This window comes from Verrucosispora sp. ts21, from assembly GCF_002879555.1.
In the GTDB taxonomy this organism is placed as follows: domain Bacteria; phylum Actinomycetota; class Actinomycetes; order Mycobacteriales; family Micromonosporaceae; genus Micromonospora; species Micromonospora gifhornensis.
In genome coordinates this window covers 16075-32359 of record NZ_PNOZ01000063.1, presented here as the reverse complement: position 1 = coordinate 32359, position 16285 = coordinate 16075, and the positions used below count along the sequence as shown (strand labels likewise).

General features: G+C 70.5%; 13 protein-coding genes. 12 read left to right on the top strand and 1 reads right to left on the bottom strand.

The window, feature by feature from the left end:
- The 3 genes from C1A38_RS23300 to C1A38_RS23290 all read left to right on the top strand — a co-directional run.
- Positions 1 to 946 (top strand): type IV toxin-antitoxin system AbiEi family antitoxin domain-containing protein (locus tag C1A38_RS23300; RefSeq protein ID WP_233196981.1); only part of this gene is annotated, 946 nt, incomplete at its 5' end.
- 90 nt (positions 947 to 1036) lie between these two features.
- Positions 1037 to 2284 carry a phosphoribosylamine--glycine ligase gene (purD, locus tag C1A38_RS23295; RefSeq protein ID WP_102659869.1) on the top strand — a complete coding sequence of 416 codons (1248 nt, stop codon included), beginning with the start codon at positions 1037 to 1039 and terminating at the stop codon, positions 2282 to 2284.
- Between the two features lie 105 nt (positions 2285 to 2389).
- Complete coding sequence (locus C1A38_RS23290; protein ID WP_102659868.1) at positions 2390 to 3010, top strand: MauE/DoxX family redox-associated membrane protein; 621 nt, start codon at positions 2390 to 2392, stop codon at positions 3008 to 3010.
- A 59-nt stretch (positions 3011 to 3069) separates the two neighbouring features.
- On the opposite strand, the gene C1A38_RS23285 is transcribed toward C1A38_RS23290, so the two are convergent.
- On the bottom strand, positions 3070 to 4002 hold the full coding sequence (locus C1A38_RS23285; RefSeq protein WP_158244935.1) for an alpha/beta fold hydrolase: 933 nt from the start codon (positions 4000 to 4002) through the stop codon (positions 3070 to 3072).
- A gap of 418 nt (positions 4003 to 4420) precedes the next feature.
- On the opposite strand from C1A38_RS23285, the gene C1A38_RS23280 reads away from it, so the two are divergent.
- From C1A38_RS23280 to C1A38_RS23240, 9 genes are all read left to right on the top strand, one after another.
- Entirely contained in the window at positions 4421 to 5134 is a 714-nt protein-coding gene (locus C1A38_RS23280; protein ID WP_233196980.1) for a hypothetical protein, read from the top strand.
- The gene (locus C1A38_RS23275; RefSeq protein WP_102659865.1) at positions 5134 to 5646 is read left to right on the top strand and encodes a hypothetical protein; all 513 of its coding nucleotides are present in this window, start codon (positions 5134 to 5136) and stop codon (positions 5644 to 5646) included. The genes C1A38_RS23280 and C1A38_RS23275 overlap by 1 nt, the downstream gene beginning before the upstream one ends.
- Positions 5643 to 6197 carry a hypothetical protein gene (locus C1A38_RS23270; protein ID WP_102659864.1) on the top strand — a complete coding sequence of 185 codons (555 nt, stop codon included), beginning with the start codon at positions 5643 to 5645 and terminating at the stop codon, positions 6195 to 6197. The genes C1A38_RS23275 and C1A38_RS23270 overlap by 4 nt, the downstream gene beginning before the upstream one ends.
- Positions 6198 to 6406: 209 nt before the next feature.
- Complete coding sequence (locus C1A38_RS23265) at positions 6407 to 6964, top strand: hypothetical protein (protein ID WP_102659863.1); 558 nt, start codon at positions 6407 to 6409, stop codon at positions 6962 to 6964.
- A gap of 77 nt (positions 6965 to 7041) precedes the next feature.
- Complete coding sequence (locus tag C1A38_RS23260; protein WP_102659862.1) at positions 7042 to 7548, top strand: SigE family RNA polymerase sigma factor; 507 nt, start codon at positions 7042 to 7044, stop codon at positions 7546 to 7548.
- Positions 7545 to 8162, top strand: coding sequence for a hypothetical protein (locus tag C1A38_RS23255; RefSeq protein WP_102659861.1), 618 nt, complete (start codon positions 7545 to 7547; stop codon positions 8160 to 8162). Before C1A38_RS23260 ends, C1A38_RS23255 begins: the two co-directional genes overlap by 4 nt.
- Positions 8163 to 8272: 110 nt before the next feature.
- On the top strand, positions 8273 to 8905 hold the full coding sequence (locus tag C1A38_RS23250) for an OB-fold-containig protein (RefSeq protein ID WP_102659860.1): 633 nt from the start codon (positions 8273 to 8275) through the stop codon (positions 8903 to 8905).
- Between the two features lie 168 nt (positions 8906 to 9073).
- Positions 9074 to 11095 (top strand): flotillin family protein, encoded by a 2022-nt coding sequence (locus C1A38_RS23245; protein WP_102659859.1) that lies wholly within the window; start codon positions 9074 to 9076, stop codon positions 11093 to 11095.
- Entirely contained in the window at positions 11088 to 16166 is a 5079-nt protein-coding gene (locus C1A38_RS23240) for a DNA repair ATPase (protein WP_199180302.1), read from the top strand. Before C1A38_RS23245 ends, C1A38_RS23240 begins: the two co-directional genes overlap by 8 nt.
- The last annotated feature ends 119 nt before the right edge of the window (positions 16167 to 16285 follow it).

Sequence of the window (16285 nt, the reverse complement as noted above, 5' to 3'; positions counted from 1 at the left end):
GGTACGGCAGGTTGGGTGGGTGGGTGAATGTGAGCGGTTGTGCCAGTTGGGTGCTGGCCGCGACGGCGTGGTGACGGCGGCGCAGGCGCTGTCGGCCGGGTACACCAGGGATCAGGTCCGGCATTTCGTCCGGTCGGGGCGCTGGAGCAGGGTGGCTCGGGGGCGCTTCGTGCCGAATGCCGAGCGGGATGTGCTCGGACTTCGGCGGGGCAGGATCCGCGCGGCCGTGGACAGCCTGGGGCCCGGGGCGGTCGCGGTCCTGGACACCGCTGCCGAGCTGCACACCATCGCCGGCCTGCGGGCCACCTCCCAGATCCGCGTGTCGGTGCCGGTGGACCGACCGCGCCCGCAGCGCACCACCGACCCCGATCTGGTGGTGCACCAGCTCACCCTCGACCCGGCCGAGGTCGCCATGGTCGCCGGAATTCCGGTCACGACCGCGATCCGTACCGTCGCGGATGCCATCCTTCGGGTCCCCCGCTACCCGGCCATCTGCCTTCTGGACTCCGCACTCAACCGGCAGCTGTTGATCGAGGATGACCTTGCGATGATCCCCGCTCTGATCAGGGGACGGCGTGGTGCGGTCGCGGCGCGGACCTGGCTGGCCGAGGCGGACGGCCGGGCGCAGTCACCGTTGGAGACCCGCTCCCGCCTGAGGTGCGTCGACGGCGGCGTCCCACCCGAGACGCTGCAACTGGAGGTCCGCGACAAGGACGGCTACCTACTGGGAACAGGCGACCTGGGTTGGCGCACCGCCAGGCTGATCGCCGAAGCGGACGGCCGCGACCCACACCGCACCCCCCAAGCACTCTACGAGGACCGCCTCAGACAGAACCGCCTCGTCAACGCCGGCTGGCGCATCCTCCGCTTCACCTGGGCCGACACCCTCCGCCCCGACTACATCCCCGAAACCGTCCGCCGCGCCCTCCGCCGTACGCAGAGTTGATCAAGAGGTTTTGGTCTCCGACAGCCGGATTTGAGACGCGAACTTCTTGATCAACAGGGGTGGGGGTGGGGGTGGGTAGGATGCCGGGTCGTGCGGGTTTTGTTGTTGGGTGGCGGGGGGCGGGAGCATGCGCTCGCGCTGCGGCTTGCCGAGGATGCGTCCGTTTCGGAGTTGATCTGCGCGCCGGGTAATCCGGGGATCGCGGAGGTCGCCCAGCAGCGGTCGGTGGACATCGTCGATCCGGGTGCCGTCGCGGCGCTCGCCGTCGAGGTGGCGGCGGACCTGGTGGTGATCGGGCCGGAAGCGCCGCTGGTCGCCGGGGTTGCCGACGCGGTACGCGCCAAGGGCATCCCGGTCTTCGGGCCGAGCGCCGAGGCGGCCCGGCTGGAGGGGTCGAAGACGTTCGCCAAGGACGTGATGACCGCCGCCGGTGTGCCCACCGCTCGGGCGTACACCTGCACCGAGGCCGAGGGCGTCGGCAGGGCGCTCGACGAGTTCGGCCCGCCGTACGTGGTGAAGAACGACGGACTCGCGGCCGGCAAGGGCGTCGTCGTCACCGACGACCGGGCGGTGGCGCTGGAGCACGCACAGGAGTGCGGCCGGGTGGTGATCGAGGAGTACCTCGACGGCCCCGAGGTGTCGTTGTTCGTGGTGACCGACGGCGAGGCGGCGGTGCCGCTGCTGCCGGCGCAGGACTTCAAGCGGGTCGGCGACGGCGACAGCGGCCCGAACACCGGCGGCATGGGGGCGTACGCTCCGCTGCCCTGGGCCCCGGCCGGTCTGGTCGACGAGGTCATGCGCGACGTGGTGTACCCGACGCTCACCGAGATGCGTCGCCGGGGCACCCCGTTCTCCGGTCTGCTCTACGTCGGGTTGGCGATCACCGCCAAGGGCCCTCGGGTGATCGAGTTCAACGCCCGCTTCGGTGACCCGGAGACCCAGGTGGTGCTGGCTCTGCTGGAGACTCCGCTGGCCGGGCTGCTGCACGCCGCCGCCACCGGCACGCTGGCCGACCACCCGCCGCTGCGCTGGCGCGCCGGTGCCGCCGTGACCGTCGTGGTCGCGGCCGAGGGCTACCCGGCCACGCCGCGTACCGGTGACGTGATCACCGGGGCGGACCGTCCGGGGATCATCCACGCCGGCACCCGCCGGGCCTCCGACGGCGCGTTGCTCTCCGCCGGCGGCCGGGTCCTCTGCGGTACGGCCACCGGCGCGGACCTGGCCGCCGCGCGCGATGCCGCCTACCAGTTGGTACGCGAGGTGACGCTGGAGGGCTCGCACCACCGCTCCGACATCGCCGCTGCCGCGATCGACGGGGGAGTCGTCGTTCCCGGCTGACCGCCGCAGACACCGCTTCGCCGGGTTTGTGCGGGCGACCGCGCCGTCGCTGCGCACCGCCGGTTCACGCGGCCCACCTGGTGCCGGCCGGACCTAGGAGGCACGGTGAGCGGGTTCTCGACGCTGGTGACCGTGGTGGCCCTGGGCGGTGCGTTGCTGCTGCTCGTCGCCGGTGTCGGCCATGTCGCCCGCCCGCAGCGGGTTCGGTCACTGCTGGCCCGACAGGCGCTGCTGCCGTCCGTCGTCCGGATCTGGACCGGTCGGCTGCTGGGTGCCACCGAGGTCGGTGTCGCCGTCGTGGTCCTTGGCGTCGTGCTGCTCGTACCGCAATTGTCGACGGTCGGATACGCCCTGCTCGCGGTCGCCTACGCCGTCCTGGCGGGCTACGCCGAGGTGCTTCGACGGCGTCGACCCGGTACACCCTGCGGCTGCCTGGCGGGTGGCCGATCCACCGGGCTCCCGGTGGTGATCCGCGCGCTGATCTTCGCCGCAGCCGCAGTCGCAGCCGCAGCCGCAGCCGCAGCCACAGCGGTCGCCGGGTCGGTCGGCACGGCGGCAGTGGCCGGTGCGGTGATCCGACCCGGACTCGAACTGTGGCTGGCTGCCGCCGTCACGGCGGCAGCCGGGTGGTTGGTGCCGGAACTGGTCAGCGGTGGAGCTGTCGCCGACAGCTCGGGAACGCCCCCGCCCCGTCCTGGCTCGACGGTGGGGACCGGGATCGACTGACGGCGGTCCGAGGCGGGCGGGCCAGTACAAAGGGACTACCCGTCGCGCCCGCGAGCCGGTCAGGGGCGGGCGGTGCCCTCGTAGAGATCCAGGTAGAGCCGGTTGAGCTCGTCGGTCCTGCCCAGCAGGGCCTTCGGGCTGACGATGTCGTGGCCGATGCCGAAGTCGCGCGGCAACTCGTACGTCGACAGCGTGATGCCGTTGCGATCGGCGATCGCCCGGGGGATGCCCAGCGCCTCCTGATGGTCGATGAGGTCGTCGTTGGCGGAGGTGACCACGGCTATCTCGCGCAGGTTCGGGTTCTTCGGGTCGGCGTTGAAGTTCCGGACGAGCCGGAGGTACTGCGACAACGCCGCGTACGAGAAGCCGTTGGAGTTGGTCCGGTCGGGCAGGATGCCGAACCCGTACAGCACGATGAGGGGCTTGATCGCGAAACCGGGCGCCTGTACGGCGTTGGGCTTGTAGAAGGGTGACAGCACGAGCGTCCGGCTCACCACGTCGGGACGGTGCCCGGTCAACCAGGTGGCGAGCATCCCACCACCGGAGAGGCCCACGACCCCGACCTCGTCGCCCAGTCCGGCGGTCAGGTTCAAGGCGGCGTTCGCATACTCGGTCAGCTCGTCGGCCCGCAGCGCCGCGTGCGCCGTGCGGTCGTTGAGGCCGTGTCGGGGGGCGCGGGGAACCCACACGTTGTAGCCCTGGTCGAAGTAGAGCTTCGCCAGATCGCTGAACGGTCCGGGGCAGCCGGTGTAGCCGTGCAGCAGCAGCACGGCCTTCGCGCTCCTGGTGTCGTGGGTCAGGAGTTGACTCCGGCAGCCCGGGTCCACTTCGGTGTCGGCTGTCTCCGCCGCGATGATCTGCGTCGCCCGCTGCCTCGCCGACTCGAAGTCGAGTACTTCGGCCTCGGCGCGCTGTAGTTCGGCGCTGCGCAGCGGCCATCCGTAGACCGTTGCGGTGGCGACGACGACCAGGGCCACGACGACCGCGAACACGAGCGCGGTCCGGGCGAGCGGACGACGAGATCGTACGAAGCGCAATGCCTGACCTGGACGCAACGCTTGGAGTCCCTTCGGTGTGAGTGCTCGTCGGCATCCGGCCGGCGACCAGGCATGCCCCTGCAACGGTCGACGTCTGCGGGCGGGTGATCGTTCGATCACCGCACTGTGGTTTCGCTCTCACCTGCGAAAAAGGGCGAAGCGTCAGGAACACAAAGACTCGGGTCGAGTCGACCTCGTCGGCGGTTATCCACCGAATCTCGGCGGCTCGCACTGGCGATATGGATGCTCGGGGGCGGATAGCCCGAAGCGGCACCCGCGTTCACGGTGCGTACGGGCCCTGCACCAAATGCCACACAGGACACTTGTCGGCTGGCGCTGTTGCTACGGTCTGGCCACCAGGGAGGGAGATCAAGTGCCCGGTCAGAGTCTTGAGTTGGTGGCACCCAGTGCCGCGGTGGTGAATGTCGAGCTCGCCGAACTTCCTCGGGTCACCAGCGTCGCGGCCCACGTTCGTTTCGCCAGTGGTGCCTACGGGCGCGGATTTCAGATCGGGCCTCGCGGATATCACGAATTCGCCTGCACCTACATGGTTGCCGCGAATCCGGTCGACCGTTTCCTCGTCCACGGCCGCGAGGTCGTCGTGTCGGAGTCGCTCGACAAGCACACCTCGGTCGCCACGCTGATCGGTGACTACCACGAGCTGATGACGGTGTTCGGCGGGCCGGCGCCGCGCCGCGAGCGGCTTGTCGAACTCTTCGCCACGCTGGAGATTGCCGACCAGGTGCGTGGGATGGTGGTACGGCCCAGACGAGAGACGCTGCTGGGCACGATGAGCGAGCACATCGCGCTGTTCGCCGAAGGGCTCGGGTCGTTGTCGATCCCCGGGCCCGCCCACGCCGCCAGCCTTCAGCCGCGCCATCAGGGCGCTCGGACGATGTTCGGTGAGGTGTGGCGCTCGCCGCTGCCCGGCGTCACGTCGGCCGCCCAGTTGACCGACTACACGTACACCCTCGGTTTTCCGTCCGCGATGGCGGAGGTGGTCTTCGCCGACGCCGACGACGCGGTGACGGATGCCGACAAGCTCGCCTGGCTGGAGCAGATCAACATCTCCTGGACGGTCGGCTGATGTCGCCGTCGGTGGCGTTGACCATCCTGAACTGGATCGCCATCCTCATCCTGTTCCTGGCGGTCGGGGCGCTCCTGCGGGAGGTCCGGATGCTCCGCGCGCTGGTGGTCCGCGAGGTCAGCTACTCGTCCGCCGGGCCCGACCTGGTGCTGGGGGCCGCGGTGACGGACGGCGCGGATCGCGTCGTGCTCGCCTCGGACACCGGATGCCCGTTGTGCGGTGCCGTGACGGCGCGACTGGCCGAACTGGCCGGCACGGCGGGGGTCCGCCCGGTCCTGCTCACCTACGAGGACGTCGAGCAGTGGCCGGAGGCCGTCCGGCAGGAGTTCGACGTGGTGTCGGACCGGGACGAGTGGCAGAAGATCGCCCATCTGAGTCCGCCGGTGCTGATGGCCGTCCGCGCCGACGGCCAGGTGGTCGATCTCTCGTTGCCGGTCGACGTCGGGTCGGCCGAGCGGCAGTTCGACATGGTGCGGAAGAAGATCGCGCACCGCGAGGGGAGTGCGTCATGACGTTGACGTTCGAGCAGATTCCCGACCTGTCCGTTGCTGCGCCCGACGCGCCGCGGAGCAGGGCGCTGACCCGGCTGCGGGTGAAGCCGCAGCGCCGAACGGTCCTGCGCGGGATCGCGTTCAGCGCGCTCGCGGTGGGTGGTTTCGTGGCGTCCGCCACCTCCCGCTTCTCGTCACCGGCCCACGCCGAGACCGGGCCGGGTGGCCTGACCGGCTGGGATCGCAACGACTGCAAGGACGCGTTCCCGAACGGCTACTCGCCACAGAAGGACAACGTGGGCTCGCACACCGCCAGGGCGGCTGCCTGCTTCGGCGGCGCGTACCGGGGCAGCACCTACTGCGCCTCGGGGTGGCATCGCTCCGGCACGGTGCGGGACGAGCCGGTCACCTACACCTACAAGCCGGTCTCGAACTCCTGCGGCGCGACGACGAAGAAGAACGCGTGGCGGTGGACCACCCCCGACGGTGTCTGGTGGCGCTGCTCGGACGGCAACACCACGGTCTCGGCCGGCGGCACGACGAACACCTACTTCACCATCTGCCGGTACTGACCGTGCCCGGATCCCGAAGTGCCGTGCTGCGGCGGCGGTTCTGGCATCCGTACACCGGTATGGGGTTGGTGGTCGGCCTGGGTGTGATCGTGGCGGCAGCCGGCCTTCGGTACGACGGGCGGTGGCCCACGGCCTTGCTCGTGGCGGGCCTGGCACTGACGGCCGGCTTCGCGACCAGCGGCTCCACTTGAAGCAGGAACTCAGCCGCCGTGCTGAGCTCGCCGGTCTGGCGAGGTCTCCCCGCTCTCTACTTCTGCCTCGGGCTCGTCGCCGGCGGCGTCGTCATCGCGGCGGCCCTGCTGCTTGTCGGTTCCCTGCTGCGAGCCCCGCTTCCGCCGCCGGTGCGGATCGGGATCGTGCTGGTCGCCGCCCTGGTGGTGACCCTGCGTGAATTCGGCGTGCTGCGCTTCGCGCTGCCGGAGAACAAGCGTCTGGTGCCGGAGAGCGTCTTCCGGCTGGGACGGTTCGCGGGGCCCTTCCAGTTCGGCCTGGAGATGGGCACCGGGGTGCGGACGTACCTGCCCAGCGGGCTGGCGTACCTGACCGCGGTGGTGCTGCTGCTCTTCGCCACGCCGCTGACGGCCGTCGCCGCCGGTGTCGGATTCGGTCTGGGGCGGTCGCTGATGACCACGTCGGCCCTGCACTTCGACGACTCCGGCGGCTGGAACCTGGAGTGGGACCACCTGTCGACGGCGATCACGAGGGTCCTCCTGGTCGCCTACCTGGCCGCGCTGGCGGTGCTGGTCTCGTCACTGCTGCCGGCGTGAGCATTTCCGGTCGGCCGACCGGATCGCCTGCAACAGATCGCCGTGCCCGCGGCGTACTAGTGGCGAGGGGAGGTGGGATGGAAGCCGACGAGTTCGAGATGTTCGTGCGCCAGTCCACACCGGCGTTGCGGCGATACGCGCGTGCGGTCGCCGCTGATCTGGATCAAGCGGAGGATCTTCTCCAGGAGACCTACGTGCGGATGGCCGGTGCGTGGCACCGCCTGCTGGTCGAGGGCAACCCGATCGGGTACGCGAAGACCGTGATGGTCCGACTGCACATCAGTTGGATGCGTACGCTCGTGCGCCGGGCCCGGATCGCCGTACCCGTACGCCCGTTGGTCGCCGACGGTGGGCTCGGCCGCGTCGACGACCACGACCAACTCCGCCGGATGCTTGCCGACCTCCCTCCCCTGCAGCGGGTGGTGCTCGTCCTGTCCTATCTGGACGACATGACCGACGAGGCGATCGCCGAAGCCATCGGACGGCGCCCGGCCACGGTCCGTTCGCTGCGTCATCGGGCCCTCGGTGCGATCCGCGCCGGGCTGCCCACCCACGCCGGTGCCGATCGGAAGGTAGCGGGATGAGCGACGTGCAGCAGGCCCTTCTTGAGGTCTGGAACTCCGACCCCGACCACTATCCGGCCGGCCCCGACCCGCTGCCGGGTGTGCGTGCCCGTCTGCGTCGGCGTCGCCGTGCGCAGACCGCCGGTGTCGGGCTGGCCCTGTCCGCCGTGGTCGGCATCGGGGCGGTCGGTGTCATGGTCGCCGAGCGCAGCGCGGTGCCGCCGACCGGCCCGACCTCCGCCAGCCCGGCCGATTCCGCCGGCCCGGTCGCCCCCGATCTGCGGGGACTGCCGCCCTACCTGGGGGCGGTCGATGCCACCGAGGCGGTACTCAAGTCGCAACAACCGCAGCTGGTGCCGACCGGAACCCGGGCGGCGTACGAGGGCAGCGGCCCGGTGACCCGGGTGATCGCGGTGTTCGACTTCACCGCACCCACCGGTCTGCCCGGAACGCCACGCGAGGTCACCGTGCCGAGCGGCGCCCAGGTGCTGACGACGGACGACCCGGTGACGTCGACGGCGTACCTGACCGCATGGCGGACAGACGGCAGCTCCCTGTTCCTGGCCGTGACCGCGGACCAGGTCGAGGTACGGTCTGCGACGATCGACTCACTGATTGAGGCCAATCTCGGCTGATCTGCCCGATCCGGCCGGTGGCAATGGGTCGATCGGCCGCAGTGAGCATTGACATACCGTGTCACGATCATCGTGGTCGGGCCCCTGCCGACCACGGGGAGGAGGACGCGGTGACCGGTTTTCTCGGCGCGGCACTCAGTTTTCCCACCGTGCTGTTCAGCTTCCTGCTGGTGGTGGTCGTCGGTTACTGGCTGCTGGTGTTGACCGGTGTGCTGGATCTGGGTGACGACCTGGACGTCGACGGTGGGGCCGGCACGTTCCTCGCCGGCCTCGGCCTCGGCAGCGTGCCCAGCGCCATCATCTTCTCCCTGCTCGTCGCCGTCGCCTGGTTCGTCAGCCTGGCAGGCACCGCGCTCCTCGACGGGCTGGGCTTCGGTTCCGGCATCCGGGTGCTCGTCTCGATCGGCGTCCTGCTGGCTGCCGCGTTCTGCGCGTGGCTGGTGACCCGGTTGGTGGCCATACCGCTGGGGCGGCTCTTCCCGGCCGAGTCGGACGCCACGAGGCATGCCTTCGTCGGGCGCCTGTGTGTCGTGCGGACCGGCACGGTCACCGCCGACTTCGGTCAGGCCGAGGTGACCGCGCCCGACGGTTCGTCGGCGGTGGTGCAGGTCCGGCAGCCGGGCGAGGAGAAGATGACCGCCGGCAGTTCCGCACTGATCTACGACTACGACACCGAAGGCGAGTTCTTCTGGGTGATGCCCGCCGGGCCCGCCTTCGATCCGCTGAGACATTCCGCCACGTAGCCCGCCCGGTGAAGCCGCGCCGCCCGCGGATCACCCCGACTTGCCCTCTGGGGCAGCCGCCCCCATCACCGGCTCGTCCCACGCTGCCCCTGAGACGTCTCGAAAGGAGGATGCGCGGGCGTTCCCTGCGGCTTCTGCCGTCGGCGTCGACCGTCCGCGCGCCCAACCATGGAAGTCATCACCACTGGAATCGGTGTACTCCTCGCCGTCGTCCTGCTCGTCGCGCTCGGCGTGGTGTTCATGGTCAGTCGGTTGTTCCGCAAGGTCGAGCAGGGCAAGGCGCTGATCGTCTCCAAGGTCCGGCGGGTCGACGTGACCTTCACCGGTGCGGTCGTGATGCCCGTGCTGCACAAGGCCGAGATCATGGACATCTCGGTCAAGACGATCGACATCGAACGGACCGGCAACGAGGGCCTGATCTGCCGCGACAACATCCGGGCCGACATCCGGATCACCTTCTTCGTCCGGGTCAACAAGACCGTCGAGGACGTCATCAAGGTGGCGCAGGCGATCGGCACCGCACGGGCCAGCGACCGGGAGACGTTGCAGGAGCTGTTCAACGCGAAGTTCTCCGAGGCGCTCAAGACGGTCGGCAAGCAGCTCGACTTCGTCGACCTCTACACCAAGCGTGACGAATTCCGCGACCAGATCATCCGGGTGATCGGCACCGACCTCAACGGCTACAGCCTGGAGGACGCGGCGATCGACTTCCTGGAGCAGACGCCGATGTCGCAGCTCGACCCGGCGAACATCCTCGATGCCCAGGGCATCCGGAAGATCACCGAGCTGACCACTCAGGAGAACGTCCGGACCAACGAGTTCCGGCGCAGCGAGGAGAAGGAGATCACCCGCCAGAACGTCGACGCCAAGGAAGCGATCCTTGAGCTGGAGCGACGGCAGGCGGACGCCGAGGCCAAGCAGCAGCGCGAGATCGAGACCGTACGGGCTCGCGAGCAGGCCGAGATCACCCGGGTACGCGCCGAGGAGCGGCTGCGCGCGGAGACCGCGAACATCCGTACCGACGAGCAGTTGGGCATCCAGCACGAGAACCGGGCCCGCGAGATCGCGGTGGCCGAGAAGAACCGCGAGCGGGTCATCGCCATCGAGACCGAGCGGATCGAGAAGGACCGCATGCTGGAGGTCATCGGCCGGGACCGCGAGACCGAGCTGAGCACGATCGCCAAGAACAAGGAGGTCGAGGCCGAGAAGCGGGCCATCGCCGAGGTGATCCGGGAGCGGATCGCGGTGGAGAAGACCGTGGCCGAGCAGGAGGAGAACATCAAGCGGCTGCGGGTGGTCGAGGAGGCCGAGCGGACCCGCCAGGCAGTGATCATCCAGGCCGAGGCCGAGGCGCAGGAGAACCTGGTCAAGGACATCAAGGCGGCGGAGGCAGCCGAGGCGGCCGCCAAGCACAAGGCCCGCGAGGAACTGGTGCTGGCCGAGGCCCGGCAGCAGGCCGCCGAGCTGGACACCCGGGCGAAGATCCGGCTGGCCGAGGGCATCCAGGCCGAGACCGCCGCGGCCGGCCTGGCCGAGGTGCAGGTCCAGGAGCGCAGCGCCGAGGCGATCGAGAAGGTCGGCCGCGCGGAGGTCGCGGTGGAGCGGGAGAAGCTGCTGGCCGCCGCCGACGCGGTGCGCGAGAAGCTGAAGGGCGAGGCCGAAGGTCTCACCGAGAAGGCCGCCGCGATGGCCGCGCTGGACGACGCCACCCGGGAGCACGAGGAGTACCGCCTGCGCCTGGAGTTGGAGAAGGAGGTCCGCCTCGCCGGGCTGGACACCCAGCGGCAGGTCGCCGAGGCGCAGGCCAAACTGGTCTCCACCGGCCTGGAGAAGGCGAACATCGACATCGTCGGCGGGGACAGCGTCTTCTTCGACCGGCTGCTCAGCTCGATCTCGTTCGGCAAGAGTGTGGACGGTTTCGTGGCCCACTCGGACGTGGCACAGAGCCTGACCAAGCCGTGGTTGGACGGCAGCGCCAGCTTCACCGACGACCTGACCCGGATGATCGGCTCGCTGAACAGCGCCGACGTGCAGAACCTCACCCTGTCGGCCTTCCTGGCGCAGCAGATGCGCGCCGGTGGCGCTGACCAGGGCAAGCTCCAGGAGTTGCTGAAGGCCGCACAGCGCCTGGGCGTGGCGGAGACTCCGGTCGCCGCCCTGACCGGCTCCCGGCAGCGCGCCGGTGAGTGAGCCGACCGCCGGTTCGGCCGCTGGGCGTACGTCCAGCGGCCGGCCGGGCCCGGCGCCCCTGATCGACGAAGCGGAGGCGGCGGTCCCGACGGCCGGAGCAGACGGGACGACCGGCTCGCCGGGCGCTGCCCCGGGGCTGGACGACGGCAGCTACGAGGTGCTGCGTAGGCGGCTCGCCACGCAGGCCGCCGAGGTGGCCCGGCGGGCGGAGGCGCTCAACGCCCGACGGCTGGAGGTCTTCGGCAGCACCGAGTTGCGGCTGCTGAGCACCGAGCGGATCCGTACCGAGCACAACTGCGTACCCCGGGACATCGTCTCCGTCGGCGGGCTGATGCTGTTCGGCTACAACGTCTTCATCGGCTTGAAGCCGGAGACGAGCGTCGACGACGTCTTCTCCCTGCACCGGTTCGTCCGCGAGTCGGCCGGTGAGACGGACGCCTTCCGGTTCGACGAGGCCGGCCACGACGAACTGCCCGGCCTGCTGCGCCACCCACAGTTCGTCCGCGACTTCTCCGAGCTGTACCGCTACTACCGGCAGGCCCGGCTGCTGCAACTGCGCCGGGTGGACGGCCGACTGCTGGCGGTGTTCCAGACCGGGCCACGCACCGAGGACATCCGGGTGCTGCGCTGGCAGGTCGGCGTCGACGGGGTGCCCGAGTACCTGGACAGCCGGGGCGAGCGGGATCACGTCTTCCCACCCAGCCACGACTTCGAGTGGATCGAGACCACCCGCGAGGACCACGTCCTCGGCCGGCACCCGCACATCTCCATCGGCGGCGAGGTCTTCGTCGAGACGGTGGGCGGCACGCTGACCGTCAAGGTGGAGAACAACACCGAGGTCGGCGAGGGCATCTACAGCGAGCCGGTGGACGAGCCGTTGCAGAGCCTCGCCGACGCCGACGTGCACTGGGCCCGGGTCGGCACGCTGATCCTGATGCGGCTGCGGCCGTACAAGGAGACGCAGTGGCGGCACCTGGTCTTCAACACGATCACCCGTGAGGTGGTCCGGCTCGACGGCATCGGGGTGGCCTGCCAACGGCTGCCCGAGGACCACGGCATCATCTTCCCCGGCGGCTACCACCTCGCCACCGGTGTCACCCGGACCTTCGACGCCGAGGTGGCCGGCCTCGAATTCGAGCGGGTGGTGCGCTCGCCCAACGGCGAGGACGTGCTCTACGTCTTCCATGCCCGCGCCGACGGGCGTTCGCTGCTGCTGCCGTACAACGCGATCCGCAAGGAGGTCGCCGCACCGATCCCGTGCCACGGGTACTCGCTGTTCGACGACGGCACGCTCGTGGTGTTCCGGGCCGTCTCCGAGGAGCCGACCCGGGTCCACCCGATGCAGATCTGGCAGACGCCGTACGTCTCCGACGCGTACGCCGCCGCGCAGCCGGCCGGCACCGGCCCGTTGGAGCGGGTCGGCAACGCCGATCTGGTACGCGGCATCTCCGACTCGCTGTCGGCGGCACGGATGGTCGAGGGCACCGCCACCGCCGAGGTGTACGAGGCGTTGATCGCCGCCTGTGGCCGGATCAGCGACCACTACCACTGGCTCGGCGAGTCCGAACTCGGCGACCTGGCCACCCCGTTGACCGGGCTGCGGCGTACCGCCACCGCCGTGCTGGAGGAGCACGAGAAGGTTCGTACGCTCACCGAGCGGGCCCGCGCCGAGGTGGAGGCCAGCGCCGAGCAGATCGCCTCGATGGCCCGCCGGGCCCGGGGTGAGGCACCACTGACCGCCGACGACTGGGTGGCCCAACTGGGTGGCCTGCGTCGGGCCCGGGGGCACCTGGAGACGCTGCGCGAGCTGCGCTACGTCGACCATGCCCGGATCGACGAGCTGGCCGGGCGGCTGGACGAGGAACTGGCGGTGGCCGGCCGCCGGGCGGTGGAGTTCCTGCGCCGCGACGAGGCGTTCACCGGCTACCAGCAGGAGGTGGAGCGGCTCGCCGCCCGAGCCGCCGAGATCGGCACGGTGGCCGAGGCCGGCACGGTCGGCGACGAGCTTGCCGCCCGTACCGAGGGCCTGCAGACCATCACCGACGTGGTGGGTGGGCTGGACATCGCCGACGCGACCGTCCGTACCGCCATTCTGGGCCGGGTCGGCGAGGTGCTGGGCGCGGTCAACCGGGCCCGCGCGGTGCTCGACAAGCGTCGCCGTGACCTGGCCGCGGTGGAGGGGCGGGCCGGGTTCGCCGCCGAGTTCGCGCTGCTCGGGCAGGCGGTGGCCGGTGCGCTGGCGGCGTCCGACACCGCCGAGCGTTGCGACGAGCAACTCGGTCGGCTGCTGCTGCGGGTGGAGGAACTGGAGTCGCGGTTCGGCGAGTTCGACGACTTCCTCGCCGAGTTGGCCACCCGGCGTACCGACATCTACGAGGCGTTCTCCAGTCGCAAGCAGGCGTTGCTCGACGACCGGGCCCGCCGGGCCGACCGGCTTGTCGCCTCGGCCGAGCGGATCATGGTGAGTGTGCACCGGAGGGCCGGCACCCTCGGCTCACTGGACGAGATCAACACCTATTTCGCGGCCGATCCGATGGTCGGCAAGCTGCGTACGGTCGTCGAGGAACTGCGTACCCTCGGCGACGCGGTGCGGGCCGAGGAGCTGGACGGCCGGGTCCGGGCCGCCCGCCAGGAAGCCGGACGCGGCCTGCGCGACCGGCTCGACCTGTACGCCGATGGCGGCGAGACGATCCGGCTGGGCCGGCACCGCTTCGCGGTGAACACCCAGCCGATCGACGTGGCGGTGGTGCCGCACGACGGCCGGATGGCCGTCGCGGTGACCGGCACCGACTACCGCGCGCCGGTGCGCGACGAGCAGTTCCAGCAGACCCGCCGGTTCTGGGACCAGCTGCTGGTCTCCGAGTCGCCGCAGGTGTACCGGGCGGAGCACCTGGCCGCCACCATCCTGTCCGCCGCCGAGGCGGGCCGCGACGGGCTCACCCTGGACGCGCTGCACACCGCGGCGGTCGACGGTGACGATCTGCGCGAGCTGGTCCGGCGGATCGCCGAGACCCGCTATGACGAGGGGTACGAGCGCGGCGTGCACGACCACGACGCCGCCGAGATCCTGCGGGTGCTGCTGCGCCTGCACGCCGGCGCGGGGCTGCTGCGCTACCCGCCGGCCGACCGGGCCGCGGCCTGCCTGTTCTGGCGGTATGGCACCGACGAGGCGACCCGGACGGCCTGGACGGCGCGAGCCGCCTCGCTGGCCCGGGCCCGCGAGCGGTTCGGTCGACCCGACGGCGAGGACGCGGCCGACCGGCTCTGTGTCGAACTGGCCACTGCGATCGACGGGTTCCTGCGGGAGACCGGGCTGCCCGTGCCGACCGGCGGGACCGGGCTGGCCGGGGAGTACCTGTTCGAGGAGCTGTCCGCGCCGCCGGTGCGGTTCGTCACCGGCAGCGGGGCGCAGACCATGCTGGAGCGGTTCCGGCGGGCGCTCGGCGGAGCACAGTCCCGCTCGTCCCGGGAGTTCGATGACGACCTGCGGGCGCTCGGCGGCGACCTGTCCGGCCGGTACCAGCTGGTCGACGCGTGGCTTACCGCGTTCCTCGCCACCGACGACGGCACGCTGTCCTCCTACGACCTGCCGGAGGCGATCGCCGTCGAGCTGTGCGGCACCGAGCTGCCCCGCTCCGACAGCGCCGCCGCCATGACGGAGACCGTCGGCGGGCTGCTCGGCGCGCACCCGCGCATCGAGGGCTCCACGTTGGACGTCCGGCTCGACGAGATGCTGGCGCGTACCCGTGCCTTCCGTACCGAGCTGATCCCGGCATACCGCGATTACCAGCGGCAACGTAACGCGCTTGTGGATGCCGAGCGGGACCGGCTGCGGCTGGACGAGTACCGGCCGAAGGTGATGAACGCCTTCGTCCGCAACCGGCTGCTCGACGAGGTGTACCTGCCGCTGATCGGCGACAACCTGGCCCGGCAGCTCGGCGCGACCGGCGACGGCAAGCGGGTCGACCAGTCCGGCCTGCTGCTGCTCATCTCCCCGCCCGGCTACGGCAAGACCACCCTGATGGAGTACGTGGCCAGCCGACTCGGCCTGGTATTCGTCAAGGTCAACGGGCCGGCCCTGGGCACGAAGGTCACCTCGCTGGACCCGGCGGAGGCACCCGATGCCACCGCCCGCCAGGAGGTGGAGAAGATCTCCTTCGCCCTGGAGTTGGGCAACAACGTCCTGCTCTACCTGGACGACATCCAGCACACCAACCCGGAGCTGTTGCAGAAGTTCATCTCGCTCTGCGACGGGCAACGCCGGATGGAGGGCGTCTGGGACGGCCGTACCCGCACCTACGACCTGCGCGGCAAGCGGTTCGCGGTGTGCATGGCCGGTAACCCGTACACCGAGTCGGGTAAGCGGTTCCGGATCCCGGACATGCTCGCCAACCGGGCCGACGTGTGGAACCTCGGCGATGTGCTCTCCGGCCGGGAGGAGGTCTTCTCGCTCAGCTACATCGAGAACTCGCTGACCGCCAACTCGGTGGTGGCACCGCTGGCCGGGCGGGACCGCGCCGACCTGGAGCTGCTGGTCCGGATGGCGCGCGGCGACGACAGCGTACGACCCGATCAGCTGTCGCATCCGTACCCGCCGGTGGAGTTGGAGCAGATCGTCTCGGTGCTGCGCAAGCTGCTGCGGGTGCAGCAGGTGGTGCTGGCGAACAACCAGGCGTACATCGCCTCGGCGGCGCAGTCCGACGACGCGCGTACCGAGCCGCCGTTCCAGCTCCAGGGCTCGTACCGGAACATGAACAAGCTGGCCGAGCGGGTCGTACCGGTGCTCACCGACGACGAGTTGGAAGCGGTGATCGACGACCACTACCTGGGCGAGGCGCAGACCCTGGCCGCGGGCGCGGAGGCGAACCTGCTCAAACTCGCCGAGCTGCGCGGCCGGCTCACTGGCGAGCAGGCCGCCCGCTGGGCCGAGGTGAAGGACGCCTTCCGACGCACCCGGGCCCTCGGCGGTGCCGGCGACGACCCGGTCGACCGGGCGGTCGGCGCACTCGGTCTGCTCGCCGACCGCGTCAACAGCATCGCCACCGCCCTCACCCGCACCACCGACCGGTAACGCCACCAGGTCGGCCCGTGCAGGTTCAACCCTGCGGACGGCTTGATCATGCTCGATCCAGGATCGAGTGGTTAACCAGCAAGGTGATGCCACTCGATCCTGGATCGTGGTGCCCCGGC

Excerpts from the sequence above, each read along its gene's own strand:
- C1A38_RS23275 (WP_102659865.1), top strand. The coding sequence starts at position 5,134 with ATGTCGCCGTCGGTGGCGTTGACCATCCTGAACTGGATCGCCATCCTC.
- C1A38_RS23270 (WP_102659864.1), top strand. The coding sequence starts at position 5,643 with ATGACGTTGACGTTCGAGCAGATTCCCGACCTGTCCGTTGCTGCGCCC.
- C1A38_RS23260 (WP_102659862.1), top strand. The coding sequence starts at position 7,042 with ATGGAAGCCGACGAGTTCGAGATGTTCGTGCGCCAGTCCACACCGGCG.
- C1A38_RS23255 (WP_102659861.1), top strand. The coding sequence starts at position 7,545 with ATGAGCGACGTGCAGCAGGCCCTTCTTGAGGTCTGGAACTCCGACCCC.
- C1A38_RS23245 (WP_102659859.1), top strand. The coding sequence starts at position 9,074 with ATGGAAGTCATCACCACTGGAATCGGTGTACTCCTCGCCGTCGTCCTG.